Raw genomic sequence first — 25,954 nt, 5'->3', positions numbered from 1 at the left:
CCTCGGATATTACTTGCAATATAGAAAATTAAGTTGAAATAAATCCAGCGTTCTGCGATGGAAACTTATGCCTTGATGGCACCAAGTAAACGGTGGCGGAAGCGCCGCGAGAGCAGCCACAGCGCCAGTGCCAGCGCCGTAAACCCCAGCTGGCCCGACGCCAGCCACAGCACGGAACCGGACAGCAGCGGCGAGATCACGCCAGCCACCACGGCACCGAGCAAGGTGCTGGCGAACGACTGGCACGAGGCCACCGTGCCGCGGATATGCGGGAACAGATCCAGCGCCAGCAAGGTCGCGCCCGGCCCCACCAGCGACATGCCGAAGGTGTAGAAGAACAGGGGCAGCACCGACCAGGGCAGCGATGGCGGCAGGAACAGGTGGTACACGACATTGACGCTGGCTGCGCACAGCAGGAAGGCGAAGCCGATGCCGATCTGGCGCGCGAACGTGACCTTGCCGGCGATGCGGTTGGCCGCCAGCGCCCCCATGAAAATCCCGCTCACGCAGGGGATGAACAGCCAGCCGAACTGCGATGGCCCCAGGTGCAGCTGCTTGGGCAGCATTTCCGGCGCGGCCGTGATGAACAGGAACAGGCCCGCGAAATTGAGGGCGACGATGCCGGCCTTGATGTGAAACAGGGGCGAGCGCAGGATCTGGCCATAGCTCGACGCCAAAAAGCGGGGATTGAAGGGCTGGCGCTTTTCCACCGGCAGGGTTTCGGGCAGGCGCCAGTAGCAGAACGCCAGCAGGATCACCGTGTAAAAGGCGAGGAACAGGAAGATAGAGCGCCAGTCGAACCAGATGACGATCCAGCCGCCGAGAATCGGCGCCACGGCCGGGGCGATGGAAAAGATCATCGTCACCAGCGACAGCAAACGGGCCGCCGCCGCATCGGAATACAGGTCGCGGATGATGGCGCGGCTGATCACCACGCCGGCGCCGGCCGACACGCCCTGCATGATGCGGAAGAACCACAGATAGTGCACCGTGTGCGCCGAAGCGCAGCCGAGCGAGCCGATGGCAAACATCAGCAGGGACACGAGAATGACGTTGCGCCGGCCGAAGGTGTCCGAGATCGCGCCATGCCACAGCACCATGCCGGCAAAGGCCAGCATGTAGAACGTCAGCGACTGCTGCACTTCCAGCGGCGACGCCTGCAGCGAACCCTGGATCGCGCCAAAGGCAGGCAGATAGGTGTCGATCGACAGGGGTCCCAGCATCGACAGGCCGGCCAGCATCATGGCCAGCGCACCGCGGCTCAAAGGCGCCATATGGCTCGGTGTGGGAGGCGGAACGGGCGTGACCGGGTCGGGCGGCACATCGGCCGGAGGGGTGGGAAACATGGTGGGTCCAAAGTGGCGCGCGGACCGGTGACGGTCCGCGCGCGGGGTTACTGCGGGGTCTTGCGACGAACGCTTACTGCTGTGGCTTCGGCTTGGCTTCTTCTCTACGGTTGTACCCGGCGACCATATCGAAACGGAACAGACGGCATTCCAGCGCGCCGTTGAAGAATGGCGTCTTGCGCGCTTCTTTCAGACGCAGCAGCTTGGGCAGGCCCAGGTCGGCCGTAAACAGGAACACGGTCCAGCCGGCGAAACGCTGCTTCAGGGTCGTGCCCATGGCCGAATAGAAGGACGTCGACAGTTCATCTTCCGGAATGGTGCTGTCGCCGCGCACGCCGATACGCTCGCCGTAAGGCGGGTTGGTCAGCATGATGCCAGGCACGTCGCTTGGCGGCTTGACTTCCTGCGCCTCGATCTGCTTCAGCGGCACCTCGAAGCGCACGCCGGCGCAACGCAGGTTATGGCGCGTCATCGCCACCATGTCGCCCGAGATATCGCTGCCGAAAATGGTCGGCTCGGCCGGCAGCGGATTGACCTTGATGGCGTTTTTCATGGCATTCCACGGCGCCGGATCGAAGTCGTGGAAGTTTTCAAAGGCGAACTGGCGCGAAGCGCCCGGCGGAATGCCTTGCAGCATCTGCGCCGCTTCGGCCAGGATGGTGCCGGAACCGCACATCGGGTCGAACAGCACCATGCCCGGCTTCCAGCCCGACACGCGCAGCAGGCCGGCGGCCAGGTTTTCGCGCAGCGGCGCGTCGCCCGTCTCTTCGCGCCAGCCGCGCTTGAACAGGGCTTCGCCCGAGGTGTCGAGATACACGGTAAACGTGTGCGCGTCGAGGAAGCCGACGATGCGCATGTCCGGCGTCTTGGTGTTGACCGACGGACGCTCGTTGAACTGGTCGCGGAAGCGGTCGCAGATCGCATCCTTGATCTTCAATGTCGTGAATTCCAGGCTGCGCAGCGGCGACTTCACGGCCGTGACGTCGACGCGGATCGTGTGGTGCACGCCGAACCAGTCTTCCCAGGATTGCGCCAGGGTCAGGTCATAGATATCGTTTTCCGTCTTGTAGCCGGAATGGGCCATGCGCATCAGCACGCGCGAAGCAATGCGCGAATGCAGGTTGATGCGGTAGGAATCAAGCAGGTCGCCCGAGCAATGTACGCCGCCCGGCACCTGGTTGTGGACCTTCATGGTCGAACTGTCCTGGGCAATCTCGCCCAGTTCCTCGGCCAGCGCCGCTTCCATGCCGCGCGGGCATGGGCAAAAATATGAAGCCATGGTGTACCTTTTATCCGTTGAAAAACACGTTCAATGAAAACCCCAAAAAAGGCCGGGGTCGGACCCTGAGGGGGATGCGTCCCAGTGGGGCACATCCCGATCCTGCGGGGACCGACCCCAGTTCTGCTCTTGGGGTTACTGACTACTCTCTACAAACTACTTTTCCAGCGCCCGCTCGACAAAATCGAGGCGGTCCTGGCCCCAGTAACCCTCGCCATCGACGATGTACCACGGCGAGCCGAAGACGGAAGCGGCAGTTGCTGCCTCCGTGTTGGCATCGTATTCGGCCTGCACGCTGGCCGTTTCCGACGTCTTGAGCAACTGGCGGCCATCAAAGCCCGCGTCGACGGCGATCTGCACCAGCGTCTCTTCGTCGCCGATGTTGCGCTCTTCGGCCCACAGTCCCCGCATGATGGCGTGCGCCAGGTTCAGCGACGCTTCCACGCCATGCGCCAGGCGCGTGGCGATGATCAGCTTGGCCGACGCTTCCGGCGACACGGGAAAGAACTTCGGCTGCAGATTCAAAGGCACTTGCAGGAAGGCCGACCAGCGCGCCAGTTCGGCCAGGCGGTACGCCTGGCGCTGCGGCGCGCGCTTGGCCAGCGGCAGGCCGCCCGACACGCTGAAGACCTTGCCCAGGTCGAAGGGCCGCACGTCGATCTGCGCGCCCGTCTTCGCGGCGATGGCCATCAGGCGCGCGTGGCCCAGGTAGGTCCATGGCGAGTGGGGCGCGAAGAAATACTGCACGACTTTGCTCTGGCTTGCACTCATCTCGACTCCCTTAGAAAGGCTTGACCACGACCAGCACGACGACGGCCAGCAGCATCACCACCGGCACCTCGTTAAACCAGCGGAACCAGGTGTGGCTGCGCTTGTTGAGACCTTTTTCAAACTTGCGCAGGATGGAACCGCAGGCGTGGTGATAGCCGAGCAGCAGCACCACGAACGTCAGCTTGGCGTGCATCCAGCCCGGCATCTTCATGCGGCCTTCGCCCCCGCCGTACAACATCCACATCAACGCCAGTCCCAGCACCATGGCCGGCAACGCCAGCAGGGACATGAAGCGGTACAGCTTGCGCGCCATCAGCAGCAGCCGCTCGGTCGCCACTGTTTCCGTCTCCATCGCCAGGTTCACGAAAATGCGCGGCAAGTAAAACAGGCCGGCGAACCAGGACATGACGAAGATGATGTGGAAGGCTTTGGTCCAGAGAAAAAGCATGGGGTTCCCAGTGTCAGAGAGCTACAGAAATGAGAGCACGGGCCACCTCGTGGGCCGCCCGCGCACGCGTACTACCTACGTTTCTTACTTGCGCACTTCGCCGTGGCCAAAGACCACGTATTTGAGCGAAGTCAGGCCTTCCAGTCCCACCGGGCCGCGCGCGTGCAGCTTGTCGTTCGAAATGCCGATCTCGGCGCCCAGGCCATATTCGAAGCCGTCGGCGAAACGCGTCGAGGCATTCACCATTACGGAAGCGGAATCGACTTCGCGCAGGAAGCGCAGTGCATCGCTGTAGTCTTCCGTGATGATGGCTTCCGTGTGTTTCGACGAATACCGGTTGATGTGGTCCATCGCTTCGTCGATGCCGTCGACCACTTTTACCGACAGGATGGCGGCCAGGTATTCGGTGCGCCAGTCTTCCTCGGTGGCGGGCACCAGGTGCGGATAGGCAGCGGCGGCCAGGATCGCATGACTTTCCGGATCGGCGCGCAGTTCCACCTGCTTGGTCAGGTACAGTTCGGCCAGCTGCGGCAGCACGGTCGCGGCGATGGCGCGCGACACCAGCAGGGTTTCCATGGTGTTGCAGGTGCCATAGCGGTGGCATTTCGCGTTGAAGCCGATTTCCAGCGCTTTTTTCAGATCCGCCTTGGCGTCGATATAGACGTGGCAGATGCCGTCGAGATGCTTGATCATCGGCACGGTGGCCTCGTCCATCAGGCGTGCGATCAGTCCCTTGCCGCCGCGCGGCACGATGACGTCCACGTACTGCGGCATGGTGATCAGGGCGCCGACGGCGGCGCGGTCGGTGGTATCGATGACCTGCACGGCATCGGCCGGCAAGCCTGCCCCCAGCAGCCCTTCCTGCACCAGCTTGGCCAGCGCGCGGTTGCAGTGAATCGCTTCCGAGCCGCCGCGCAAAATCGTCGCGTTGCCGCTCTTGATGCACAGGCCGGCCGCGTCCACCGTCACGTTCGGCCGCGCTTCATAGATGATGCCGATGACGCCCAGCGGCACGCGCATCTGGCCCACCTGGATGCCCGTCGGGCGGAACTTCATGTTCGAGATTTCGCCGATCGGATCGGCCAGCGCGACGATCTGCGTCAAGCCTTCGACCATGGTGGCGATGGCGGCGTCGGACAGGGTCAGGCGGTCGAGCATGGCCGGCGCCAGACCGGCGGCGGCCGCCGCGTCAAGGTCGCGCTGGTTGGCCGCGCGCAGCAGGTCCGCATCGCGCACGATGGCGGCGGCGATCAGGCTCAAGGCGCGGTTGCGCGTGGCGCTGTCGGCACGCGCCATGGCGCGCGACGCGGCGCGTGCGCGCGTGCCCACGTCCTGCATATATTCTGTGATGTCCATGCTCGTATCCATATAGTAAAAAACTAGCCTCGGGCGATCTTCAGGCCCAGCTGCAGCATGGCATCCCAGGCATCGCCCGCGTAGCCCTTGGCGCGCAAGCCCTTGATCATCTTGTCCACCTGCGCCGCCTGCTGCAGCGCCGCTTCCAGCACGGGCAGCGAAATGCGCCGCAGGGCCGGCTCCATCATCCGCTCGCGCGGTCCCCAGATGCGGTATTCCTTCAGCAGCGCGCCCAATGGACGCCCTTGCGCCATGCCGGCCTTCAATTTTAACAGCGTGCGGATTTCCTCGGAGACGGCCCACAAGACCAGCGGCAGCGCCTCGCCCTCGCCCTTCAAGCCTTCGAGCATGCGCACCAGGCGCGCCGGATCGCCGGCCAGCATGGCTTCGGACAGCTTGAAGACATCGTAGCGGGCCACGTTCAGCACCGCGTCCTGCACTTGCTCGTACGTCAGCTTGCCCGCAGCATGCAGCAAGCCCAGTTTCTGGATTTCCTGATGCGCCGCCAGCAAATTGCCCTCCACGCGTTCGGCGATGAAGTCGATGCTGGCCCGTTCGGCGCTCTGCCCCTGCGCGGCCAGGCGCTGGGATATCCAGGCCGGCAACTGCGCCCGTTCCACATTCGGGATGTCGATATACACGGCCGCCTGCTGCAGGCTGGCCACCCACGCCGCCTTCTGCGTGGCCCAGTCCAGCTTGGGCAAGGTGATCAGGGTCAGGTTGTCGGGACTGAGGTTTTTCGCATAGCTTTGCAGCGCCGCGCCGCCATCCTTGCCCGGCTTGCCGGTGGGGATGCGCAGTTCGATCAGTTTTTTATCGCCAAACAGCGACAGCTCCTGGTTCGCCGCCAGCAGTTCGCCCCACTTGAAGCTGCGCTCCACCGTCAGCACGTCGCGCTCGGAGTAACCCTGCGCACGCGCCGCGCGGCGGATCTTGTCGGCCGCTTCCAGCGCCAGCAAATGCTCGTCGCTGGTGATCACATACAGCTGCGCCAGCGGCTTGGCCACATGCCCGTCGAGCGCGTCTATCCGCAATTGCATGGCGTCCCCGTTACTGCTGCGGGGCAGGCGGTGCGACCGGCGTCACGGGCGCCACCGACATGGCCGGCAGCACCGGCTTGATGGCGGCCAGGCGGCGCATGATCTGCTGCACCAGGTCGTTGCGCATGTCGCGGTACAGCGCCGCTTCCTCGGTTTCCTTGGCCAGCACCTGCGAATCGTCGAAGGTGATCGGACGCACCAGGCTGATGGTAGTCGGTACCAGCAACTGGTTGCCGGCCTTGTCGACGACGCGGAAATTGATCGAGTAGCCGAGCTGGTATTCCTGCACCCGGCCATTTTTGTTCAGCGACAGAATGGTCTTGGTACGGTTCCTCTCCGGGTCGCTGAGCACTTCAAGGATGGCGTCGGCGCCATCCTTGGTGTTCACCACCTCCGTGCTGCCGATGGCGCGGATATAGCGCTTCAGGCCGATCGCCAGCGGCGACGTATCGGGCAAGCCGATATACATCGTCGCGAACGGCAGCATGAAACTGCCGTTCGAACCGCGCAAGTGAAAGCCGCAGGCCGACAACAGCATGGTCAGGGCAATGGCCAGCATGGCGCGCCATGCGCGCCCGCCCAGCAGCGATACGGAAGAGGAGGTCGTCATGATTACACCACGATGCTGATTAACTTGCCTGGCACGACGATGATCTTCTTCGGCGTGGTCTCGACGTACTTTTGCACACTTTCGCACGCCAGCGCGGCCGCTTCGATGCTGGCCTTGTCCGCATCCTTGGCCACCGTGATCGAGCCGCGCAGCTTGCCGTTCACCTGGATCATCATCTCGATTTCGGACTGTTCCAATGCGGCCGGGTCGACTTGCGGCCACGGCGCGTTGAGCAGGTCGCCATGCACGCCCGCGTAGCCCAGCTCCTGCCACAGCACGTGGGTGATGTGCGGCGCGACAGGGTTGAGCAGGCGCAGGAAGATGGAGAAGCCTTCGGCGATCAGGGCCTTCGACTGCGCGCTGTCGTCGAGCTTGGCCGATTCCAGGGTGTTGAGCATCTTCATGCAGGCCGACACCACGGTGTTGTACTGGATGCGCTTCAAGTCGTAATCGGCTTGCTGCAGCAGCTTGTGCAATTCGCGGCGCAGGTTTTTCTGTGCGTCGCCCGTGGCAGGCGCGGCGCCGCCGGCCAGTGCCGCCTGGATGCCGGCCGACTGCGCGTAGCCGAAGTTCCACACGCGGCGCAGGAAGCGGTTCGCGCCTTCGACGCCGCTGCCCGACCATTCCAGCGTCTGTTCCGGCGGCGAGGCGAACATGGTGAACAGGCGGGCCGTGTCGGCGCCGTACTGCTCGATCTGCGCTTGCGGGTCGATGCCGTTGTTCTTCGATTTCGACATTTTTTCCGTGCCGCCGATTTCCACCGGCTGGCCGTCGGCCACCAGGATGGCGCTTTGCGGACGGCCCTTGTCATCGAGCGACAGGCGCACGTCGTCCGGGTTGAACCAGGTGGTCTTGCCCGCCGCATCCTTGCGGAAGTAGGTTTCGTTGAGCACCATGCCTTGCGTCAGCAGGTTCACGAATGGCTCGTCGAACTTGACCAGGCCGAAGTCGCGCATGATCTTGGTCCAGAAGCGCGCGTACAGCAAGTGCATGACGGCGTGTTCGATGCCGCCGATGTACTGGTCCATCGGCATCCAGTAATCGTTGCGCGCGTCGACCATGGCGTCGTTCGAGCCTGGCGAGGTATAGCGCATGTAGTACCACGACGAATCGACGAAGGTATCCATGGTGTCCGTCTCGCGGCGCGCCGGCTTGCCGCACTGCGGGCAGTCGCACTGGAGGAAAGCTTCATACTTGTTCAGCGGATTACCCGTGCCGTCCGGCACGCAGTCTTCCGGCAGCACCACCGGCAGATCTTTTTCCGGCACAGGCACCACGCCGCAGTCGGCGCAATGGATCATCGGAATCGGCGTGCCCCAGTAGCGCTGGCGCGAAATGCCCCAGTCGCGCAGGCGGAACGTGGTTTTCTTTTCGCCCAGGCCCAGTTCGGCCAGGTCGGCGGCCACCGCATCGACGGCGGAGGCGAAATGCAGGCCGTCGTATTTGCCGGAAGCGACGCAGACGCCATCCTTGCTGCCATACGATTCCTGCCAGGCATCCGTCGAGAATTCCTGGCCCTTGACTTCGATCACTTGCTTGATCGGCAGGTCGTATTTCTTGGCAAAGCCGAAATCGCGCTCGTCGTGCGCCGGCACGCCCATCACGGCGCCATCGCCGTAGGTGATCAGCACGTAGTTGCCGACCCAGACTTCCACCTGCGCGCCCGTCAACGGATGGGTGACGAACAGGCCCGTCGGCATGCCCTTCTTCTCCATCGTTGCCATGTCCGCTTCGATCACGGAACCGAGCTTGCATTCGGCGTTGAAGGCGGCCAGTGCGGGATTGGTCTGCGCGGCGTGGATGGCCAGCGGGTGCTCGGCGGCCACGGCGCAGAAGGTCACGCCCATGACGGTGTCCGGACGCGTGGTAAACACATACAGCTTGCCGTCGCCGATCAGGCTGCCTTCGGCATCCGCGATCGTGTGCGGGAAGGCGAAGCGCACGCCGGTCGACTTGCCGATCCAGTTGGTCTGCATGATGCGCACGCGCTCGGGCCAGCCCGGCAGCTTGTCATCCACATACGCCAGCAACTCTTCCGCGTAATCGGTGATGCGCGCGTAGTACATGGGGATTTCGCGCTTTTCGATCAGCGCGCCCGAGCGCCAGCCCTTGCCGTCGACCACTTGTTCGTTGGCCAGCACGGTCTGGTCGATCGGGTCCCAGTTCACGGTACCGGTCTTTTTGTAGATGATGCCTTTTTCCAGCATCTTCAGGAACATCCACTGGTTCCATTTGTAGTATTCGGGCTTGCAGGCGGTCATTTCACGCGACCAGTCGATGGCCAGGCCCATCGATTCCATCTGCTGCTTCATGTGGGCAATGTTCGAATACGTCCATTGCGCGGGCGGCACGTTGTTGGCCATGGCCGCGTTTTCCGCCGGCATGCCGAACGCATCCCAGCCCATCGGCATGAGCACGTTGTAGCCGTTCATGCGCAGGTAGCGGTACATCACGTCATTGATCGTATAGTTGCGCACGTGACCCATGTGCAGCTTGCCCGAAGGGTAAGGTAGCATCGAGCAAGCAAAATACTTGCCTTTTGGGAAACGCGGGTCGTGTTCGACGGCTTTATAGGCGTCGATCGCCTTCCAGTGCGATTGGGCGGCTTGTTCGACGTCGGCGGGACTATATTTATCTTGCATGATGTGCGGCCAATAGTGGATATGAACCGAGCATTATACTGGTTGTCGCCACCCGATAGCGCGGCGCGCTGGCGGCCCCGTCTCGCATATTTTTGCCGGTGTCCAATTATGCTGTGTCATATGTCACAATCTTGTTCTTTGCATCAACGCCGGCCATGATCGTCTACCAGGAATATCCGCCCATCCCCGCCCTGCGGCCCTGGCTGGACTGCGTCTGGACGTGCCGCGTGCAAACGGGCGCCACGCCCCTCACGCACCAGGTCTTGCCCGACAATTGCATCGACATCCTGTGCCAGGACCAGCACGATGCCAGCTTTGCCGTCGGCATGATGACGGCGCCGATTGCCGTCGTCAGCCAGGGCCGCGTGCAGACGGTGGCGGCCCGCTTCAAGCCGGGCGCGGCGGCGCGCTTCTTCCAGCTGCCCTTGTGCGAACTCAACGATGGCCGCGCGGGATTGCAGCAACTGTGGGGGCGCGACCTGGCGGCACGCCTGGACGATGCGCTGTGGAGCGATCCCCTAAGCAATATGCAACGCATTGCCATTTTGCAAGATTATCTGCTGCTGCGCCTGCGCGCCGGGCCGCCCCTGGCGCCGGCGGGCGTGGCCGTCCACGCCATCGCGGCCATCGAAGGCGCGCAGGGCCTGGTGCGCGTGGAGGGCCTGGCACGGCAGCTGGGCGTGTCGCGCCAGCACCTGGCGCAGCAGTTTCGCCAGCAAGTCGGCATCAGCCCCAAGCTGTTTGCCCGTATCTGCCGCTTCCGTGCCGCCAGCCTGGGCGTGAAGAGCCTGGCGGGACAGCCGGACTGGGCGCAAGTGGCCTTGAAATATGGCTATTTCGACCAGTCGCACCTGATCCACGACTTCCAGGATTTCGCCCACAGCTCGCCCGAGGCATGGCTGACGGGCCGGCGCGCGTGACCACCTTCCATTTTTCCAATCGCGCGCCGCGCGCCGGTGGCATCATGGCGTCATGCATTTCAACCAACAGGAGCAGAACATGATCAAGGGCTTGCGCACCGTCACCTATCCCGTCCCCGACCTGGACCAGGCCAAGGCCTGGTACAGCCAGGTATTTGGCACGGCGCCGTATTTCGACCAGCCGTTTTATGTGGGGTTTGCCATCGGCGGCTTCGAGCTGGGCCTGCTGCCCGGCGGCGAAGCGGGCACGCAAGGCAGCGTGACGTACTGGGGCGTGGAAGGCATCGAACAGGAAGTCGAGCGCATCATCAAACTGGGCGGCACCCTGCACCACCCGATCACGGACGTGGGCGACGGCATCCGCACGGTGGAATTGCTCGACCCGTTCGGCAACCAGATCGGCCTCATCGACAATCCCCATTTCGATACGGCCAAGGTGGTTTGAGTTGCCTCAGGCGGCTTCGCCTTGCAGCCACAGCCGGAATTGCTGCAAGGCCGTTTTTTCATGCGCCGCTTCCGGCGTAATCAGGTAATAGGCCCGCTGCCCCCGCAGTGGGCGCTCGCACGCGATGCGCAGCTCGCCGCGCGCCAGTTCCGCCTCCACCAGCATGCGCGGCAGCAAGACCACGCCCTGCCCTTGCACGGCGGCCATGGCCAGCATGGAAAACAATTCATAGCGGGCACCATAACGGGCCAGTGCGCCATCCACTTGCATGGCGTCAAACCACTGGCGCCAGGCGCCCGGGCGCGTACTTTGCTGCAGCAGGGTCAGCTCCAACAAGTCCTGCGGCTGCCAATGGCTGCGCGCCGCCAGCAGGCGCGGGCTGGCGACGGGCACGATCTCTTCATGCATGAGCAAGGTGGCGCGCGTGCCGGGCCAGCGCGCCAGTTGCTCGGGCGTGCCCGCATACAGGGCGCCGTCGTATTCCGTATCGGCAAACATGAACGGTTTCGTATAGGCATCGATATGCACGACGATGTCCGGGTGCTGCCCCGCCAGCGAGGACAGCCGCGGCATCAGCCAGCGCGTGGCAAACGTGGGCACGGAAGCGAGCTGCAAGGCGCCGCCACCGCCCTGGCGCGCCATGGTGTCGAGCGTGTCGCGCTCCAGGCCATCGAGGCGCGCCGCGATCTGCCGCGCATAGGCGGCGCCGGCGCTGGTCAGCAGCACGCCATGGCGCGTGCGCTGGAACAGTTGCACACCGAGAAAACTTTCCAGCGATGAAATCTGGCGCGACACGGCGCTTTGCGTCAGCGACAATTCGCGCGCCGCATGCGTATAGCTCTGGTGGCGCGCGGCCGCCTCGAAGCAATTCAAGGCTTGCAGCATGGGGATTTTGCGTGACATGGGGATATCCGGCCGGTAAAAGACCGCCAGTATGCCGCAAGATATGCATGATACGCATGTCTGGGTGCGAAAAAATCGTTTGCGCAAGGCTAGGCAAAAACCTACCATGAGCCATATTCAATCTTGCGCCGATCACCGGCGCTCACCTGCGAGGCCTGTGATGAGCAAAACCGTATTCGACTGGAATTCCCCCCTGCTACTGGAAGAACAACTGACGGGCGACGAACGCGCCGTGCTGGAAGCGGCCCGCGACTATTGCCAGGGCAGCCTGGTGCCGCGCGTACTTGAATCGTTCCGCCACGGACGCACGGACGCTGCCATCTTCCGCGAAATGGGCGAACTGGGCTTGCTGGGCACGACCATTCCGGAACAGTACGGCGGCGCCGGCCTGAACTACGTCTGCTACGGCCTGGCCGCGCGCGAAGTCGAGCGCGTCGATTCGGGCTACCGCTCGATGATGAGCGTGCAATCGTCGCTGGTGATGGTGCCGATCAACGCCTTCGGCAACGAAGAAACCAAACAGAAATACCTGCCGAAACTGGCCACGGGCGAATACATCGGCTGCTTCGGCCTGACGGAACCGAACCACGGCTCCGATCCCGGCAGCATGGTCACGCGCGCGCGCAAGGTACCGGGCGGCTACAGCCTGTCCGGCGCCAAGATGTGGATCACCAACAGCCCGATCGCCGACGTGTTTGTCGTCTGGGCCAAGGACGATGAAGGCGCGATCCGCGGCTTCGTGCTGGAAAAAGGCTGGAAAGGCCTGTCGGCGCCCGAGATCCACGGCAAGGTGGGCTTGCGCACCAGCATCACCGGTGAAATCGTCATGGATGAAGTATTTTGCCCGGAAGAAAACGCCTTCCCCGACGTGCGCGGCTTGAAAGGCCCGTTCACCTGCCTGAACAGCGCCCGCTACGGCATCGCCTGGGGCGCGCTGGGTGCGGCCGAAGACTGCTACCTGAAAGCGCGCCAGTACACGATGGACCGCCAGCAATTCGGCCGTCCGTTGGCCGCGAATCAGCTGGTGCAAAAGAAACTGGCCGACATGCTGACGGAAATCACCATGGGCTTGCAAGGCTGCCTGCGCCTGGGCCGCATGAAGGATGAAGGCTCGCCCGCCGTGGAAATCACTTCGATCATGAAACGCAACAGCTGCGGCAAGGCGCTGGACATCGCCCGCGTGGCACGCGACATGATGGGCGGCAACGGCATTTCCGACGAGTTCGGCGTCATCCGCCACCTGGTCAACCTGGAAGTGGTCAACACCTACGAAGGCACGCACGATGTGCACGCGCTGATCATCGGCCGCGCCATCACCGGCATCGCCGCGTTCAACTAATGGACGCCTTGGTTTCCACCCTGCGGCCCGCGCCGCTGACCGGCTTGCGCGTGCTGGACCTGTCGCGCGTGCTGGCCGGCCCGTGGGCCGGGCAAATGCTGGCCGACCTGGGCGCCGACGTGGTCAAGGTTGAACAACCGGGACGCGGCGACGACACGCGCTCCTGGGGCCCGCCCTACCTGAAGGATGAAGACGGCCGCGACACCGCCGAGGCCGCCTACTTCCAGTGCGCCAACCGCAACAAGCGCTCCTTGTGCATCGACCTGGCCGCCCCGGAAGGGCAAGCCCTCGTGCGCCGGCTGGCCGCCGAGGCAGACGTACTGCTGGAAAATTTCAAACTGGGCGGCTTGAAGCAATACGGCCTGGACGCGGCCAGCTTGCTGGCCCTCAATCCGCGTCTCGTCTATTGCTCCATCACGGGCTTTGGCCAGGATGGGCCGTACGCGGCGCGCGCCGGCTATGACTTCCTGATCCAGGGCATGGGCGGCCTGATGAGCATCACGGGCGTGCCCGATGGCCAGCCCGGCGCCGGCCCGCAAAAAGTGGGCGTGGCGCAGACGGACATCCTGACGGGCTTGTACGCCACCATTGCCGTGCAGGCGGCGCTGGCCGAACGCGAACGCTCGGGCCTGGGCCAGCATATCGACCTGGCCCTGCTCGACGTGCAAGTGGCGGCGCTGGGCAACCAGGCAGCCAATTACTTGTGCGGAGGAAAAGTGCCCCAGCGCATGGGCAATGCGCATCCGAACATCGTGCCCTACCAGGACTTCCCCACGGCCGATGGCGACATGATTCTGGCGATCGGCAACGATGGACAATTCTCGCGCTTTTGCGCCATCGCCGGCCACCCGGAATGGGCGCAGGACGAGCGTTTCGCCACCAATCCGCAGCGCGTGGCACACCGGGCGACCTTGATCCCCTTGATGCGCCAGGCCACCGTCATGCGCACGACGGCCGAGTGGATCAGTGCATTCGAGGCGCAAGCCGTGCCATGCGGCCCCGTCAACCGCATCGACCAGGTCTTTGCCGACCCGCAAGTGGTGGCGCGTGGCTTGAAAGTGGAAATGCCGCATCCGACGGCGGGCACGGTGGCGCTGGTGGCCAATCCCGTGCGCCTGTCCGGCTCGCCGGTGCAGTACCGCCTGCCGCCGCCGTTGCTGGGGCAACATACGGACGAGGTGTTGCAGCAATGGCTGGGCCTTGATGGCGGCCAGATCGACGGTTTGCGCGAACGCAAGGTCGTCTAAAGAAAAACGCCGGGCAGTGGCAACACTGTCCGGCGTTTTTGTATGTCTGCTGCCTTACTTCAGCACCAGCTTCAGCGCCGGTTTTTCACCGTAATCTTCATAGCGCTCATTGATGCCGGCGATGCAGAACGTGATTTCTTCCAGTAAATCAGGCACTTGCGCCTTCATTGCTTCCGCATCTTGCACCACGATATCCAGCACTTCGTTCGGCTGCAGACGGAACTTGCTCATGCCGTCCTCGTCGCGCAGGTAGCTGAGGCAATCGACCCAGGCATCCATGCTGTTGCCGTAGAACTCGGGGAAACCGAACGCTTGCGCGCATTGCGCGTGGAAACTCGCTGCGTCGGTGATGTCTTTTCCATTCAGGATGGCAGTGGCCATGGTGCTCCTCAGTTCTTCAGCGACAGCACATCCTGCATGTCGAACAGGCCGGTCGGCTTGTCCGCCAGGAAACGCGCGGCGCGCAGGGCGCCGTGGGCGTAGGTGACGCGGCTGCTCGACTTGTGGCTGATCTCGATGCGCTCGCCGATGCCGGCAAACAACACCGTATGGTCGCCCACGATATCGCCGCCGCGGATGGTGGCAAAGCCGATGGTCGACGGGTCGCGTTCGCCCGTCACGCCTTCGCGGCCGTACACGGCGCATTCCTTCAGGTCGCGCCCCAAGGCGCCGGCCACCACTTCGCCCATTTGCAGGGCCGTTCCCGACGGCGCATCGACCTTGAAGCGGTGATGCGCTTCGACGATTTCAATGTCGTAGCCTTCGGACAGGCTTTTCGCGGCCAGTTCCAGCAATTTCATGGTGACATTCACGCCCACGCTCATGTTCGGTGCGAACATGATGGCCGTCTTTTCGGCGGCGGCGGCAATGGCGGCCTTGCCCGCGTCATCGAAACCGGTGGTGCCGATGATCATCTTGATGCCGTGCTCGGCGCAATACGCCAGGTGCTGCAAAGTGCCTTCGGGACGCGTGAAGTCGATCAGGAAATCGGCGTTCGCCAGGCCCGTGGCCAGGCTTGATTCGATCAGCACGCCGGCAGGCTTGCCCAGGAAGGCGGCCGCATCCTGGCCGACAGCAGGCGAACCTGCGCGGTCGAGCGCGCCGGCCAGCACGGCGTCGGGCGCATTGCTGACCGCTTCGATCAGGATATGGCCCATGCGGCCGCTGGCGCCAGCGATGGCAATTTTCAGTTCAGTCATTTTATTCTCTTACAGCAACTTATTTGGTGGGTTCGGCAGCGGGTGCAGGCTCGGCGGCAGGCGCCGCGGCCGGTGCGGGAGCCACGTCAGGCTTGCTCACAGGAATGGCGGGAGCCGCATCGGCCGGCACGGGCACGGCGCTCGGCGCCACGGGCGATGGTACGGCAGCGGCCGGCACATCAGCCTTGGCGACCTTGGCGAACGGCGACGGGCCCGCGATACGGTCGATGTATTCTTTCTCCGTCGGCAAGTTGCCGCCTTCGAAACGTTCAACCTTGCCATCCTTGCCGAAGTACACGACCACGCGGCTGCTGGTGGTTTCGCCACTGCCCCGGGCCAGGCGGAATGGATAATCCCAGCGATCGGCATGGAAGATATCGGTCAGCAGCGAGGTACCCAGGACGAAACGCACCTGGTCGCGCGTCATGCCCACTTTCAACTGGGCCAGCATCTCTTCGGAGACAAAGTTGCCTTGTTGAATGTCTGGACGATACGGCGAGAAAAACCACATGAATTTTTGCAGCGGCGTAATGGTGGTCGTCTGGGCGCCCTGTTCAGGAACCAGTTCCTTGCCTTCTTTTTGGCTGGCGGCCGGCTTTTCGCCAAGGATGCCACGGCTGGCGCAGCCGGACATGGCCAGCGCGACACAGACCATGCCTGCCATGACTGGTGCTCGAAATGAAATACGGTGCCAGAGAGATGGCAATACAGCCGGTGTTACGCGCATAAATGACCTCAATTTGATGAACAAAACGCCAGGAGTGGCCGGCCTGCCAAAAAATGCATATTTTGGCACTCCCCGCTAAAACGCTATATGATAAAGCACCTGACCCACATACGAGCAACAAACATGAGTAACAATCCTAGTGATCTCAAGGCAAGCGGCCTGAAAGCCACCCTGCCACGGCTGAAGATACTCGATATCTTCCAGAGTAGCCCGGTACGCCACCTGACCGCGGAAGACGTCTACAAGATTCTGCTGGCCGACAATATGGATGTCGGTTTAGCAACTGTGTACCGCGTCCTCACGCAATTCGAACAAGCTGGCTTGCTCAATCGCAACCATTTTGAAACTGGCAAGGCGATTTTCGAACTCAACGAAGGTTCCCACCATGATCACCTGGTGTGCCTCGATTGTGGCCGGGTCGAAGAATTCTTCGACGAAGACATCGAAGTCCGCCAGCAAAAAGTAGCCGAAGAGCGCGGCTTCAAGATCGCCGAACACGCTTTGGCCATCTACGGCAACTGCATCAAGACGGCTTGCCCGCACAAAACAGCCTGACCACAGCTGGCCGCTCCCATGGGGCGGCCAGCGCGCCAGGCAGTACGATCAATGATGGCTCAGTGCGCTTGACAGCAGCTTGGCCGTGATATCGACAATCGGGATGACGCGCTCGTAAGCCATGCGCGTCGGTCCGATCACTCCCAGTGTTCCCACGATCTTGCCGTTGACTTCATACGGCGCCGTCACCACGCTCATTTCATCCATCGGCACCAGGTTCGATTCGCCGCCGATGAAAATCTGCACGCCCGTCGCCTTGCTCGATACATCGAGCAGCTGCATCAAGCCCGTCTTTTGCTCGAACATGTCGAACATCTGGCGCAGCGAATGCATATTCGAAGACAGGTCGCTCACGCTGAGCAAGTTGCGCTCGCCGGAAATCACCATGTCGTCGCTATGGTCGGCCATCGCTTCGCTGCCCGCTTCCACGGCCGCCTGCATCAGGCTTCCCATATCGTCGCGCAGCTGGCGCAATTCGCCCTGCAGGCGCACGCGCACGGCGTCGAACGACAGGCCGCCATAATTCTGATTGATATAGTTGGCCGATTGCACCAGTTGCGCCGGCGTGTAATCCGCTTCCGTCAGCAGCAGGCGGTTCTGCACGTCGCCGCCGGGGGCAACGATGACGAGCAGGATGCGCTTTTCCGACAGGCGCAGGAACTCGATCTGCTGGAACACGGATTCGCGGCGCGGGCTGAGCACGACGCCGGCAAACTGCGACAGCGACGACAGCATCTGCGCCGCGTTGGCGATGGTTTTTTGCGGCTGCGGCGTCTGCAGGCGCATGCGCGACTCCACCAGGTGCTCGTCCAGATGCCGGACGGTCAGCAAGGTGTCGACAAAGATGCGGTAGCCGCGCGGCGTGGGTATGCGTCCGGCCGAAGTGTGCGGACTGGACACATAGCCGAGCTCTTCCAGATCGGCCATGATGTTGCGGATCGTGGCCGGCGACAGGTCCAGGCCGGAAATTTTCGACAAGGCGCGCGAACCGACCGGCAGGCCGTCGGCGATATATCGCTCGACCAGGGCTTTCAGCAGTGTTTGGGCACGTGTATCGAGTTGCATGGTGTTTTATTTAAGCAAGTATCTTAAGCAAGTATTCTTTTAGGCAAGCGGCAGCGAAAGCGGCCGAACGTGCATCAACAGCGCCTATTATGCACGTTCGCCCGTTTCGCGGCGATCAATCTTCCAGTTGCTGCTGCAGCCACAGCAGCAAGTCGTCAAAGTTGGCGCAGATGGCGTCGGGTTGCACGCCGGCGGCCAGGTGGGCATCGCTGCCCTTGCGGTTCATCCAGACGGCCCGCATGCCCGCCCCTTGCGCTCCCGTCACGTCGAAATACAGGTCGTCGCCCACATACACGGCTTCATGGGGCGCCACGTCCAGCGCCGCGCAGGCGGCCAGGAAGATGCTGGCATCGGGCTTGGCCACGCCAAACTCGCTGGCGGCGATCGATACCTTGAAATGCTGCGCCAGGCCGATAATTTCAAGGTCCGCATTGCCATTCGAGATGGAACCGACCAGCATGCGCTGCCGCATCCAGGCCAGGCCGGGCAACACGTCGTCATACGGCCGGACGCGGTTGCGCGCGGCCAGGAACTGCGCGATGGCACCGTCGACGAGGGCGGGATCTTCGCCGGCCGCCTCGAAGGCGGACAGCAGGCCGGCCCGGCGCAACTCGATCAGGTTGCCATGGAAATGCGGTTGCTCGTTGAGCATGGCCAGGCGGTGCTGGCGCAGCACCTCGATGGAAAACTGCTGCGCCACCTTGGGCGCATGCGTGGCCAGCCAGTCATGCAGCAGCGTTTCGGCGGCGGCAATCACGGGCGCGATGGGCCACAGGGTATCGTCGAGGTCGAACAGGATGGCCTTGGGCGGCACGGCGGGTTTTACAGGGGCAAGGGACATGGGACTCACGGTGAATGCCGCGCCACGGTGCGCAGCCTGCATCTATTGTCGCACCGATCGCCCCCGCCAGCATGGCTGCGCCCCCGTGAAATGGGGCCAGGCCAGCGCTTCCCGGAGAAAAATTGTTACAGGGTGATACAAGGCAAGATCATCGAGCTTGCCAGATAGACTAAAATAGGCGCCATTCCAATGCGGCGCCAGCGTCCGTGTTGCGCTACCCAACCTAATTCGTTTTGGAGAATGTATGAAAAATTTGTACCTGCGCTCGATGCTGGCGGCGGCTTGCGCCGCCACACTGGCAGCCTGCGGCGGCAGCGGCGGCAACCTGTACCTGCAAGGCGCAGTCAACGGCCTGGCCAAAGATGGCCTGATTCTGCTGAATAACGGGGAAAGCCTGCCGGTTCCTGCGGGCCAGAGCAGCTTTGTTTTCACCAAGCTGGTCAATACCGATGACCGCTACGACATCACCATCGCGCAGCAGCCCAAGGGCGCCGTCTGCAGTATCGCCAATGGCGCGGGCAAGGCATCGAGCTACTCCGTGACCACGGCCGTGGTGACTTGCAAGACCAATTCCTACCCGCTCAGCGCCGCCATCACGGGCTTGACCGCCGACGGCTTGACCCTGGCGATCGGCAATCTCAGCACCAGCCCGCTCAAAGGCAGTACCGCCTATACCTTCCCCGCCATCGATGACGGCATCGCCTACAATATTTCCATATCGACCTATCCAGCAGGCCAGACGTGCAAATTCGCGGCCTCTGCCAACACCAGCGCCGACGGCCGCGTTGTCAACGGCACCATGGGTTCAGCCGCCACGACCGGTACCGCACTGAACTGCACGGCGCTGTAAGCCACGCGCTTCGTCACTACTATATTGCATTGGAGAAATACATGAAGTTATCCTGCCTGCGCCCGCTGACCGCGCTGTTGCTGACCCTGGGACTGGCCGCTTGCGGCGGCAAGGCCTCGTATGAAGTCGGCGGCACCGTCAGCAACCTGAACACCAACGGCCTGATCCTGGCCAACGGCGGCGTCAACCTCCCGATTGCATCCGGCCAGACCAAGTTTGCCTTTGCCCAGCGCATCGACTATGGCACCGAGTACGACATTACCGTGCAACAACAGCCTGCTCACATGACTTGCGGCATCAGTGGCGGTTCCGGTTCGGCTGGCCACTACCTGAGCATCCAGGCAGCGGTCTCGTGCTTGCAAAACACTTATACGGTGGGCGGCACGGTGACGGGCCTGACAGCCGACGGCCTGGTCCTGATCAACGGCACGTCGCAAACCACGGTACTCAAGTCCAGCACGACCTTCACCTTGGGAACGCGTGTTGCCGATGGCGACAAGTATGGCATCAGCGTGTTCACGCAGCCGACTGGCCTGAAGTGCGACGTGGCCCCGAACACCGGCGTCGGCGTCATGGGCGAAGCGAACGTGACCACCGTACAGGTCATCTGCAATCCGGCCTGATGCGGTGACACTGGCAGCCGTTTTGCGGCTGCCAGGAAGAGATATCACGGAAATCTATAGTTGATATTCCAAAGATAAATTGGAGTTATATGTGGCGATGCAGCATAATGCATCTGTCTCCTCCAACTCTTCCAAGAATTGGATTTAGCCCGCTTTCACCAGCGGGCTTTTTTTTGCCCAAAATTTCTCAGGCGGCAGGCGTCTGCAAACCAGGCTGCAGCATTTGCACGATGCTGGAGAAATCCTGCTGCGCATATCCCGCCTGCGCATGCATCTGGTACAGCTGCCGCACCAGGCCGCCCAATGGCGTGGGCGCGTTAGCCGACAAGGCCGACTGCTGCGCCAGTCCCAGGTCTTTCAGCATCAGCGCCGTGCCGAAGCCGCCGGTGTAGTTGCGCGACGCGGGCGTGCCCTCCATGACGCCGGGCCACGGGTTGTACACTTCCAGGGTCCAGTTGCGGCCCGAACTCTTGGCCATGATGTCGGACAACACTTTCGGATCGAGGCCATGCGCCACGCCCAGGTTCAGCGCCTCGGCCGTACCGGCCATCAAGATACCCAGCAGCATGTTGTTGCAAATCTTCGCCACCTGGCCCGCACCCGCCTCGCCCGCATGGAAAATGTTCTTGCCCATCTTTTCCAGCAGGGGCCGCGCCTGCTGCAAGGCCGCTTCGCTACCGCCGACGATGAAGGTCAGCGTGCCGGCGGCTGCACCCGCCGTGCCGCCCGAGACGGGCGCATCGATCATGGCAAAACCCCGCTCGCCGGCCGCCTGCGCCACTTGCCGTGCCACATCGGCGGCGATGGTGCTGCAATCGATGAACAGGGCGCCCGGCTTGGCCGAATCGAGCACGCCGCCGGCCGCCAGATACAGCTCCTGCACGTGCTTGTTGGCTGGCAGCATGGTGATGACGGCGTCGGCCGTCTGCACGGCCGCGCTGGCGGACGCGGCCGCCGTGGCGCCCGCCTCGACCAGCGAAGCCACGGCGGCCGGCGCCAGGTCGTACACGGATACGTGGAAGCCGGCGGCTACCAGGTTGCGGGCCATCGGCGCACCCATGTTGCCCAGGCCGATGAAAGCGATATGTTGCATGTGTATGTCTCCTGTTGTTCTTTTAAGATAAGTCAGCCAAGGGATGCTGCGTCCATGGCGCCGTAAAATACTCGTCCAGATACGCTGCGCTGACGTCAGCCAGGCTGGCCGGCTGCCACTGCGGCGCGTTGTCCTTGTCGATCAGCAAGGCGCGCACGCCTTCGCTGAAGTCTCCATGGGCGCAACATTGCACGGCAACGATCAGCTCCAGCTGGAACACTTGCGCCAGACTCATGTGGCGCGTGCGTTCGCGCATGGCCCATACCAGGGCGGCCGAACTGGGCGCGCCCTTGTCCAGCGAGTGGGCGGCCTTTTGCAGCCAGGCCGAATCGCCGTCATACGCGGCGATGGCGGCCACCACTTCGGGCAAGGTGGGCGCTTGCGTCAGCGCGGCGATGGCATCGAAATTGGCGCGCACTTCGGAGACGGGCAGCATGGACGCTGGCGCCGACAAGCCGCGCAGCAAGCGGCCCAGCTGCTGGTGGTTCGCCTGCGGGCTCGCTTGCCATTGCGCCAGCGCCAGCGCGTCGAGCACCATGATGCGCTCTTCCTGGCGCAGGAAATGGTCGCCCAGGCCCGCAAACAGGGCATCGGCCGCGTTCAGCGGTGCGCCCGTCAAGCCCAGGAACAGGCCGCTGCGCCCCGGCATGCGACCGAGGAACCAGCTGCCGCCCACGTCGGGGAACAGGCCAATCGTGATTTCCGGCATGGCGATGCGCGTGCTTTCCGTCACCACACGGTGGCTGGCGCCTGCCATCAGGCCCAGGCCGCCGCCCATGACGATGCCGCCGCCCCACACGAGCAGCGGTTTCGCATACGTATGGATGCGGTGGTCGAGCCGGTATTCCTCGGCAAAGAAAGCCAGCGCCTGCGGGTTGGGCACGACGCCAGGCTGCTCCGCCACGGCGCCGCGCAGGCTGCGCACGTCGCCGCCGGCACAGAATGCCTTGTCGGTCGACGATTGCAGCACCACGCAGGCGACGGCGTCGTCAACGGCCCAGCGCACGAGGGCGCCATCGATGGCGCGGATCATGTCCAGGGTCAAGGCGTGCAGGGACTTCGGCGCATCGAGCGTGATGACGCCCAGCTTCATGCCGCCGGGACAGTCGCGCTCTTCCAGTTTCACTGTCTCGACATTGACGATTTCAACCATTCTTCCACTCCGCCGGCCGTTTTTCCAGGAAGGCTTGCACGCCTTCTTTCTGGTCTTGGGTATCGAACAGGCCCAGGAACAGCGTGCGTTCATCGGGCAGGGAAGCGACCAGCGGATGGCTGCGCGCGCCCTGGATCAGGGTCTTGCACGCCGTCACGCTGCTGGGGCTTTGACGGGCCACCTTGGCGGCCAGCGCCAGCGCCGTGGCGGCAGCCTTGCCGGTCGGCACAACTTCCTCGACCAGGCCGATGGCCAGGGCCTTGGCCGCATCGACCCGTTCGCCGCACAAGATCATGCGCTTGGCCCAGCCTTCGCCCACCAGCCACGGCAAGTGCTGCGTGCCGCCCGCGCACGGCAGCAAGCCGACGGACGCTTCCGGCAAGGCCATCTGCGCGTGTTCCTCGGCAATGCGGATGTCGCAGGCCAGCGCGCATTCGAGACCGCCGCCCATGGCATAGCCATTGATGGCGGCGATGCTGACGCCGCGAAACGCGGACAGCGCCTCGAACGCCTCGCCAAACGCGGCGGCCATCTTGAAGGCCATGTCCTTGTCGCCGTCGGCAAACACTTTCAAGTCGGCGCCGGCCGAGAAGAACTTGGCGCCGCCGCCCGTGATCACCAGTGCATACACGTCCGGGTCCCCATTCAGGTCGGCCACCAGGTCCCTCAGCGCGTTCAGGCTGGCCAGGGTCCACGTGTGGGCGGGCGGGTTGTCGAGGGTCACCAGGGCCGTGTGACCACGGCGCTCGAGCAGCAGATTGGTATACACTTTGGTCATCGTAAGGTCTCCGTGGCGCCGTCTTTCAAGATCGCTCGCGCGACAATCAGGCGCATGATTTCATTTGTCCCTTCCAGGATCTGGTGCACGCGCGTGTCGCGCACATGGCGCTCGAGCGGGTACTCGCGGATGTAGCCGTAGCCGCCATGCAGCTGCAGCGCATCGTTGGCTACATTGAAGCCCACATCCGTGGCGAAGCGTTTTGCCATGGCGCAATATGCCGTGGCGTCCGGGCTTTCCTGGTCCAGTTTCCAGGCCGCCAGGCGCACCATCTGGCGCGCCGCCACCAGTTCCGTCAGCATGTCGGCCAGCTTGAATTGCAAGGCCTGGAATTGCGCCAGCTCGCGGCCGAACTGCGTGCGCTCCTTCATGTAGGCCTGCGCGCGCGTGAGGGCGGCCTGGGCCGTGCCCACCGAGCACACGGCAATATTGATGCGTCCGCCATCGATGCCCTTCATGGCGATGGCAAACCCTTCGCCTTCCGCGCCCAGCAAGTTAGCAACAGGCACTTTCACCTGGTCGAAGCTGATGATGCGCGTGGGCTGGCTGTTCCAGCCCATCTTTTCTTCTTTCTTGCCATACACGATGCCGGGCAAATTCGCCGGCACGGCAAACGCGGAAATGCCGGCCGCGCCCTCGCCGCCCGTGCGCGCCATGACGATCAGCATGTCCGTCTGGCCCGCGCCGGAGATGAACGCTTTCGTGCCGTCGAGTACGTAAAAGTCACCGTCCCTGACGGCTTTCGTGCGCAGGGACGCCGCATCGGAACCCGATTGCGGTTCCGTCAGGCAATAGCTGGCCAGCTTCTGGCCGGCGGCCAGGGCCGGCACCCACTCGTCGCACAGGGCTTCCTGCCCCCAGCGCGACAGCATCCAGGTGGCCATGTTGTGAATCGTGATGTAGGCCGTCGTCGAGGTGCAGCCGCCCGCCAGCTCTTCAAACACGATGGCCGCATCCTGGCGCGACAGACCCAGGCCGCCCCAGCGCTGCGGCGTGTACAGGCCGCAAAAGCCCATCTCACCCGCCTTGGCAATGGTTTCCACCGGGAAGATCGATTCCGCATCCCAATGCGCCGCGTGCGGCGCCAGTTCGCCTTCGGCAAACGCGCGCGCCGCCTGCTGGAACTCGCGCTGCTCGTCGCTCAGTTCAAAGTCCATGACAGCTCCTTACTTGAGGCTGATGGTGGTGTTGACCTTGCCCACCGAGGCCGCATCCGTGAACCAGCGCTGGGTGATCGTCTGCGTCTGCGTGTAGAACAGCACGACCTGCTTGCCGAACGGGCCCAGGTCGCCCAGCTTGGAGCCGCGCGAACCCGTAAAGCTGAACAGGGGAACGGGCACGGGAATGGGCACGTTGATACCGACTTGCCCCACGTCGATTTCTTCCTGGAAGTAACGGGCCGCCGCGCCGCTTTGCGTGAACAGGGCCGTGCCGTTGCCGTTCGGATTCGCGTTGACGAGGGCAATCGCTTCGTCCAGGGTGTCGACTTCGACGACGATCAGGACAGGGCCAAAGATTTCCTGGTCATACACGACCATGCCGGGTTTCACGCCGGAGAGAATCGTCGGTCCCACGAAGTTACCGTTCGGATAGCCATCAACCTTGACGTCGCGGCCGTCCAGGGTCAGCACGGCACCCTGCTCGATACCCTTGGCGACGAGGCTGAACACGCGCTCCTTGGCTGCGCAGGAAATGACAGGGCCCAGGTCAGGATTGTCCTTGCCTGCGCCTACCGTCAGGGTTTGCGCCTTGGCCGCCAGTTCCGGCAGCCACTCGCGCGCCTCGCCCACCAGCACGGCGACGGAGGCGGCCATGCAGCGCTGGCCGGCGGCGCCGAAGCCCGCGCCCAGCAACTGGTTCAGGGTCTGTTCCTTGTTGGCGTCCGGCAGCACGACGGCGTGGTTCTTGGCGCCCATCATGCATTGCGCGCGCTTGCCGTTCAGGCTGGCGCGCTGGTACACATGCGTGCCCACCTTGCTGGAGCCGACAAACGAGATCGCCTTGATGTCCGGATGGTCGCACAGGGCGTTGACCACGTCCTCGCCGCCGTGTATCACGTTCAGCACGCCGGCCGGGATGCCCGCCTGCAAGGCCAGGCGCACGAGCTTTTCCGTCACCAGCGGATCTTGCTCCGACGGTTTCAAGACAAACGTATTGCCGCAGGCAATCGCCATCGGGAACATCCACAAGGGGATCATAGCGGGGAAGTTGAACGGGGTAATGCCCGCGCACACGCCCAGCGGCTGCATCACGCTGTAGGTATCGACGCCGCCGGCCACGTTTTGCGCATATTCGCCCATTTGCAGGGTGCCGATATTGGCGGCATGTTCCACCACTTCCAGGCCGCGGAACACATCGCCTTCCGCGTCCAGCAGGGTCTTGCCCTGTTCCATGGTCAAGGTGGCGGCCAGGTCGGCCATGTTTTCGCGGATCAGCTGCTGCAGTTTCAGGAAGATGCGCGCGCGGGCGCCGATCGGCGTCTTGCGCCAGGTTTTGAAGGCGCGCTGGGCCGAGGCGATGGCCGCGTTCACTTCGTCCGGCGTGGCGAACGGCACCTTGGCCAGGACTTCCTGCGTGGCGGGGTTGACGACGTCGCGCCAGACGGTGGTCTGGGATTCAACCCACTCGCCGTTGATCAAGAGGGGAACGGTCGGAATAGCGTTTTGCGTGGTCACTCGGTGTCTCCTTGTGTGGGTATAGGTCTGTTTGCATTATTCGCACAAT

Annotated in this window: 26 protein-coding genes; 7 read left to right on the top strand and 19 right to left on the bottom strand. The window is 63.3% G+C overall.

Annotated features, from left to right (window positions below; translation table 11 throughout):
- Positions 1-65 precede the first annotated feature (65 nt).
- The 8 genes from VPH41_RS00645 to leuS all read right to left on the bottom strand — a co-directional run bounded on the left by VPH41_RS00645 (position 66) and on the right by leuS (position 9,492).
- Complete coding sequence (locus VPH41_RS00645; RefSeq protein WP_264372543.1) at positions 66-1,346, bottom strand: multidrug effflux MFS transporter; 1,281 nt, start codon at positions 1,344-1,346, stop codon at positions 66-68.
- Between the two features lie 73 nt (positions 1,347-1,419).
- On the bottom strand, positions 1,420-2,625 hold the full coding sequence (locus tag VPH41_RS00640) for a THUMP domain-containing class I SAM-dependent RNA methyltransferase (RefSeq protein ID WP_405002792.1): 1,206 nt from the start codon (positions 2,623-2,625) through the stop codon (positions 1,420-1,422).
- 156 nt (positions 2,626-2,781) lie between these two features.
- Entirely contained in the window at positions 2,782-3,396 is a 615-nt protein-coding gene (locus tag VPH41_RS00635; RefSeq protein ID WP_287776881.1) for a 2-hydroxychromene-2-carboxylate isomerase, read from the bottom strand.
- Between the two features lie 10 nt (positions 3,397-3,406).
- Positions 3,407-3,844 carry a CopD family protein gene (locus VPH41_RS00630; RefSeq protein ID WP_034745744.1) on the bottom strand — a complete coding sequence of 146 codons (438 nt, stop codon included), beginning with the start codon at positions 3,842-3,844 and terminating at the stop codon, positions 3,407-3,409.
- 84 nt (positions 3,845-3,928) lie between these two features.
- Positions 3,929-5,200, bottom strand: a complete 1,272-nt coding sequence (locus tag VPH41_RS00625; RefSeq protein ID WP_328568625.1) for a glutamate-5-semialdehyde dehydrogenase — start codon at positions 5,198-5,200, stop codon at positions 3,929-3,931.
- Positions 5,201-5,223: 23 nt separating this feature from the next.
- Positions 5,224-6,240 (bottom strand): DNA polymerase III subunit delta, encoded by a 1,017-nt coding sequence (holA, locus tag VPH41_RS00620; protein WP_058048018.1) that lies wholly within the window; start codon positions 6,238-6,240, stop codon positions 5,224-5,226.
- A gap of 10 nt (positions 6,241-6,250) precedes the next feature.
- Complete coding sequence (locus tag VPH41_RS00615) at positions 6,251-6,850, bottom strand: LPS-assembly lipoprotein LptE (RefSeq protein WP_328568624.1); 600 nt, start codon at positions 6,848-6,850, stop codon at positions 6,251-6,253.
- Positions 6,851-6,852: 2 nt separating this feature from the next.
- Positions 6,853-9,492 (bottom strand): leucine--tRNA ligase, encoded by a 2,640-nt coding sequence (gene leuS, locus VPH41_RS00610; protein WP_328568623.1) that lies wholly within the window; start codon positions 9,490-9,492, stop codon positions 6,853-6,855.
- Positions 9,493-9,623: 131 nt separating this feature from the next.
- On the opposite strand from leuS, the gene VPH41_RS00605 reads away from it, so the two are divergent.
- Together VPH41_RS00605 and VPH41_RS00600 are read left to right on the top strand one after the other, a co-directional pair.
- Positions 9,624-10,412 (top strand): AraC family transcriptional regulator, encoded by a 789-nt coding sequence (locus VPH41_RS00605; protein ID WP_328568622.1) that lies wholly within the window; start codon positions 9,624-9,626, stop codon positions 10,410-10,412.
- 52 nt (positions 10,413-10,464) lie between these two features.
- Positions 10,465-10,857 (top strand): VOC family protein, encoded by a 393-nt coding sequence (locus tag VPH41_RS00600; RefSeq protein WP_328568621.1) that lies wholly within the window; start codon positions 10,465-10,467, stop codon positions 10,855-10,857.
- A gap of 6 nt (positions 10,858-10,863) precedes the next feature.
- Here the strand turns inward: VPH41_RS00600 and VPH41_RS00595 are convergent, their stop codons facing one another.
- The gene (locus VPH41_RS00595) at positions 10,864-11,760 is read right to left on the bottom strand and encodes a LysR substrate-binding domain-containing protein (RefSeq protein ID WP_193317418.1); all 897 of its coding nucleotides are present in this window, start codon (positions 11,758-11,760) and stop codon (positions 10,864-10,866) included.
- Between the two features lie 160 nt (positions 11,761-11,920).
- Here VPH41_RS00595 and VPH41_RS00590 point away from each other — a divergent pair, with 160 nt between their 5' ends.
- On the top strand, positions 11,921-13,099 hold the full coding sequence (locus tag VPH41_RS00590) for an acyl-CoA dehydrogenase (RefSeq protein ID WP_152282129.1): 1,179 nt from the start codon (positions 11,921-11,923) through the stop codon (positions 13,097-13,099).
- On the top strand, positions 13,099-14,346 hold the full coding sequence (locus tag VPH41_RS00585; protein ID WP_328568620.1) for a CaiB/BaiF CoA transferase family protein: 1,248 nt from the start codon (positions 13,099-13,101) through the stop codon (positions 14,344-14,346). Before VPH41_RS00590 ends, VPH41_RS00585 begins: the two co-directional genes overlap by 1 nt.
- A 54-nt stretch (positions 14,347-14,400) precedes the next feature.
- On the opposite strand, the gene VPH41_RS00580 is transcribed toward VPH41_RS00585, so the two are convergent.
- From VPH41_RS00580 to VPH41_RS00570, 3 genes are read right to left on the bottom strand one after another with little or no spacing between them, the layout of a single operon-like run.
- Positions 14,401-14,727, bottom strand: a complete 327-nt coding sequence (locus tag VPH41_RS00580; protein ID WP_328568619.1) for a barstar family protein — start codon at positions 14,725-14,727, stop codon at positions 14,401-14,403.
- Positions 14,728-14,735: 8 nt separating this feature from the next.
- Complete coding sequence (gene dapB, locus VPH41_RS00575; RefSeq protein ID WP_152282132.1) at positions 14,736-15,545, bottom strand: 4-hydroxy-tetrahydrodipicolinate reductase; 810 nt, start codon at positions 15,543-15,545, stop codon at positions 14,736-14,738.
- Between the two features lie 19 nt (positions 15,546-15,564).
- A complete protein-coding gene (locus VPH41_RS00570) occupies positions 15,565-16,200 on the bottom strand; it encodes an outer membrane protein assembly factor BamE (RefSeq protein ID WP_328569598.1) in 636 nt (211 codons plus the stop codon).
- Positions 16,201-16,395: 195 nt separating this feature from the next.
- Here VPH41_RS00570 and fur point away from each other — a divergent pair, with 195 nt between their 5' ends.
- The gene (fur, locus tag VPH41_RS00565; protein ID WP_034778781.1) at positions 16,396-16,827 is read left to right on the top strand and encodes a ferric iron uptake transcriptional regulator; all 432 of its coding nucleotides are present in this window, start codon (positions 16,396-16,398) and stop codon (positions 16,825-16,827) included.
- A 48-nt stretch (positions 16,828-16,875) separates the two neighbouring features.
- Here fur and hrcA read toward each other — a convergent pair whose 3' ends face one another.
- Together hrcA and VPH41_RS00555 are read right to left on the bottom strand one after the other, a co-directional pair.
- Positions 16,876-17,892, bottom strand: a complete 1,017-nt coding sequence (hrcA, locus tag VPH41_RS00560) for a heat-inducible transcriptional repressor HrcA (RefSeq protein WP_034745713.1) — start codon at positions 17,890-17,892, stop codon at positions 16,876-16,878.
- Between the two features lie 115 nt (positions 17,893-18,007).
- A complete protein-coding gene (locus VPH41_RS00555; protein WP_328568618.1) occupies positions 18,008-18,733 on the bottom strand; it encodes an HAD family hydrolase in 726 nt (241 codons plus the stop codon).
- A gap of 244 nt (positions 18,734-18,977) precedes the next feature.
- On the opposite strand from VPH41_RS00555, the gene VPH41_RS00550 reads away from it, so the two are divergent.
- Together VPH41_RS00550 and VPH41_RS00545 are read left to right on the top strand one after the other, a co-directional pair.
- The gene (locus VPH41_RS00550; RefSeq protein ID WP_328568617.1) at positions 18,978-19,583 is read left to right on the top strand and encodes a hypothetical protein; all 606 of its coding nucleotides are present in this window, start codon (positions 18,978-18,980) and stop codon (positions 19,581-19,583) included.
- 41 nt (positions 19,584-19,624) lie between these two features.
- Complete coding sequence (locus tag VPH41_RS00545) at positions 19,625-20,206, top strand: hypothetical protein (RefSeq protein WP_152282134.1); 582 nt, start codon at positions 19,625-19,627, stop codon at positions 20,204-20,206.
- Positions 20,207-20,393: 187 nt separating this feature from the next.
- Here VPH41_RS00545 and mmsB read toward each other — a convergent pair whose 3' ends face one another.
- Genes mmsB through VPH41_RS00520 form a run of 5 tightly spaced genes read right to left on the bottom strand, consistent with a single transcriptional unit; the run spans position 20,394 to position 25,905 of the window.
- The gene (gene mmsB / locus VPH41_RS00540; protein WP_328568616.1) at positions 20,394-21,299 is read right to left on the bottom strand and encodes a 3-hydroxyisobutyrate dehydrogenase; all 906 of its coding nucleotides are present in this window, start codon (positions 21,297-21,299) and stop codon (positions 20,394-20,396) included.
- Between the two features lie 22 nt (positions 21,300-21,321).
- Complete coding sequence (locus VPH41_RS00535) at positions 21,322-22,452, bottom strand: enoyl-CoA hydratase/isomerase family protein (protein WP_328568615.1); 1,131 nt, start codon at positions 22,450-22,452, stop codon at positions 21,322-21,324.
- On the bottom strand, positions 22,445-23,230 hold the full coding sequence (locus tag VPH41_RS00530) for an enoyl-CoA hydratase (RefSeq protein ID WP_152254840.1): 786 nt from the start codon (positions 23,228-23,230) through the stop codon (positions 22,445-22,447). The genes VPH41_RS00535 and VPH41_RS00530 overlap by 8 nt, the downstream gene beginning before the upstream one ends.
- Positions 23,227-24,387: an acyl-CoA dehydrogenase family protein gene (locus VPH41_RS00525; RefSeq protein ID WP_133989165.1), complete on the bottom strand. Its 1,161-nt coding sequence runs from the start codon at positions 24,385-24,387 to the stop codon at positions 23,227-23,229. The genes VPH41_RS00530 and VPH41_RS00525 overlap by 4 nt, the downstream gene beginning before the upstream one ends.
- Before the next feature lie 9 nt (positions 24,388-24,396).
- Entirely contained in the window at positions 24,397-25,905 is a 1,509-nt protein-coding gene (locus VPH41_RS00520; RefSeq protein ID WP_152282137.1) for a CoA-acylating methylmalonate-semialdehyde dehydrogenase, read from the bottom strand.
- Positions 25,906-25,954 lie beyond the last annotated feature (49 nt).

Source organism: Janthinobacterium sp. P210006 (genome assembly GCF_036231885.1).
Taxonomy (GTDB): Bacteria; Pseudomonadota; Gammaproteobacteria; order Burkholderiales; family Burkholderiaceae_D; genus Janthinobacterium; species Janthinobacterium violaceinigrum.
This window is presented reverse-complemented; position numbering and strand designations above follow the sequence as displayed.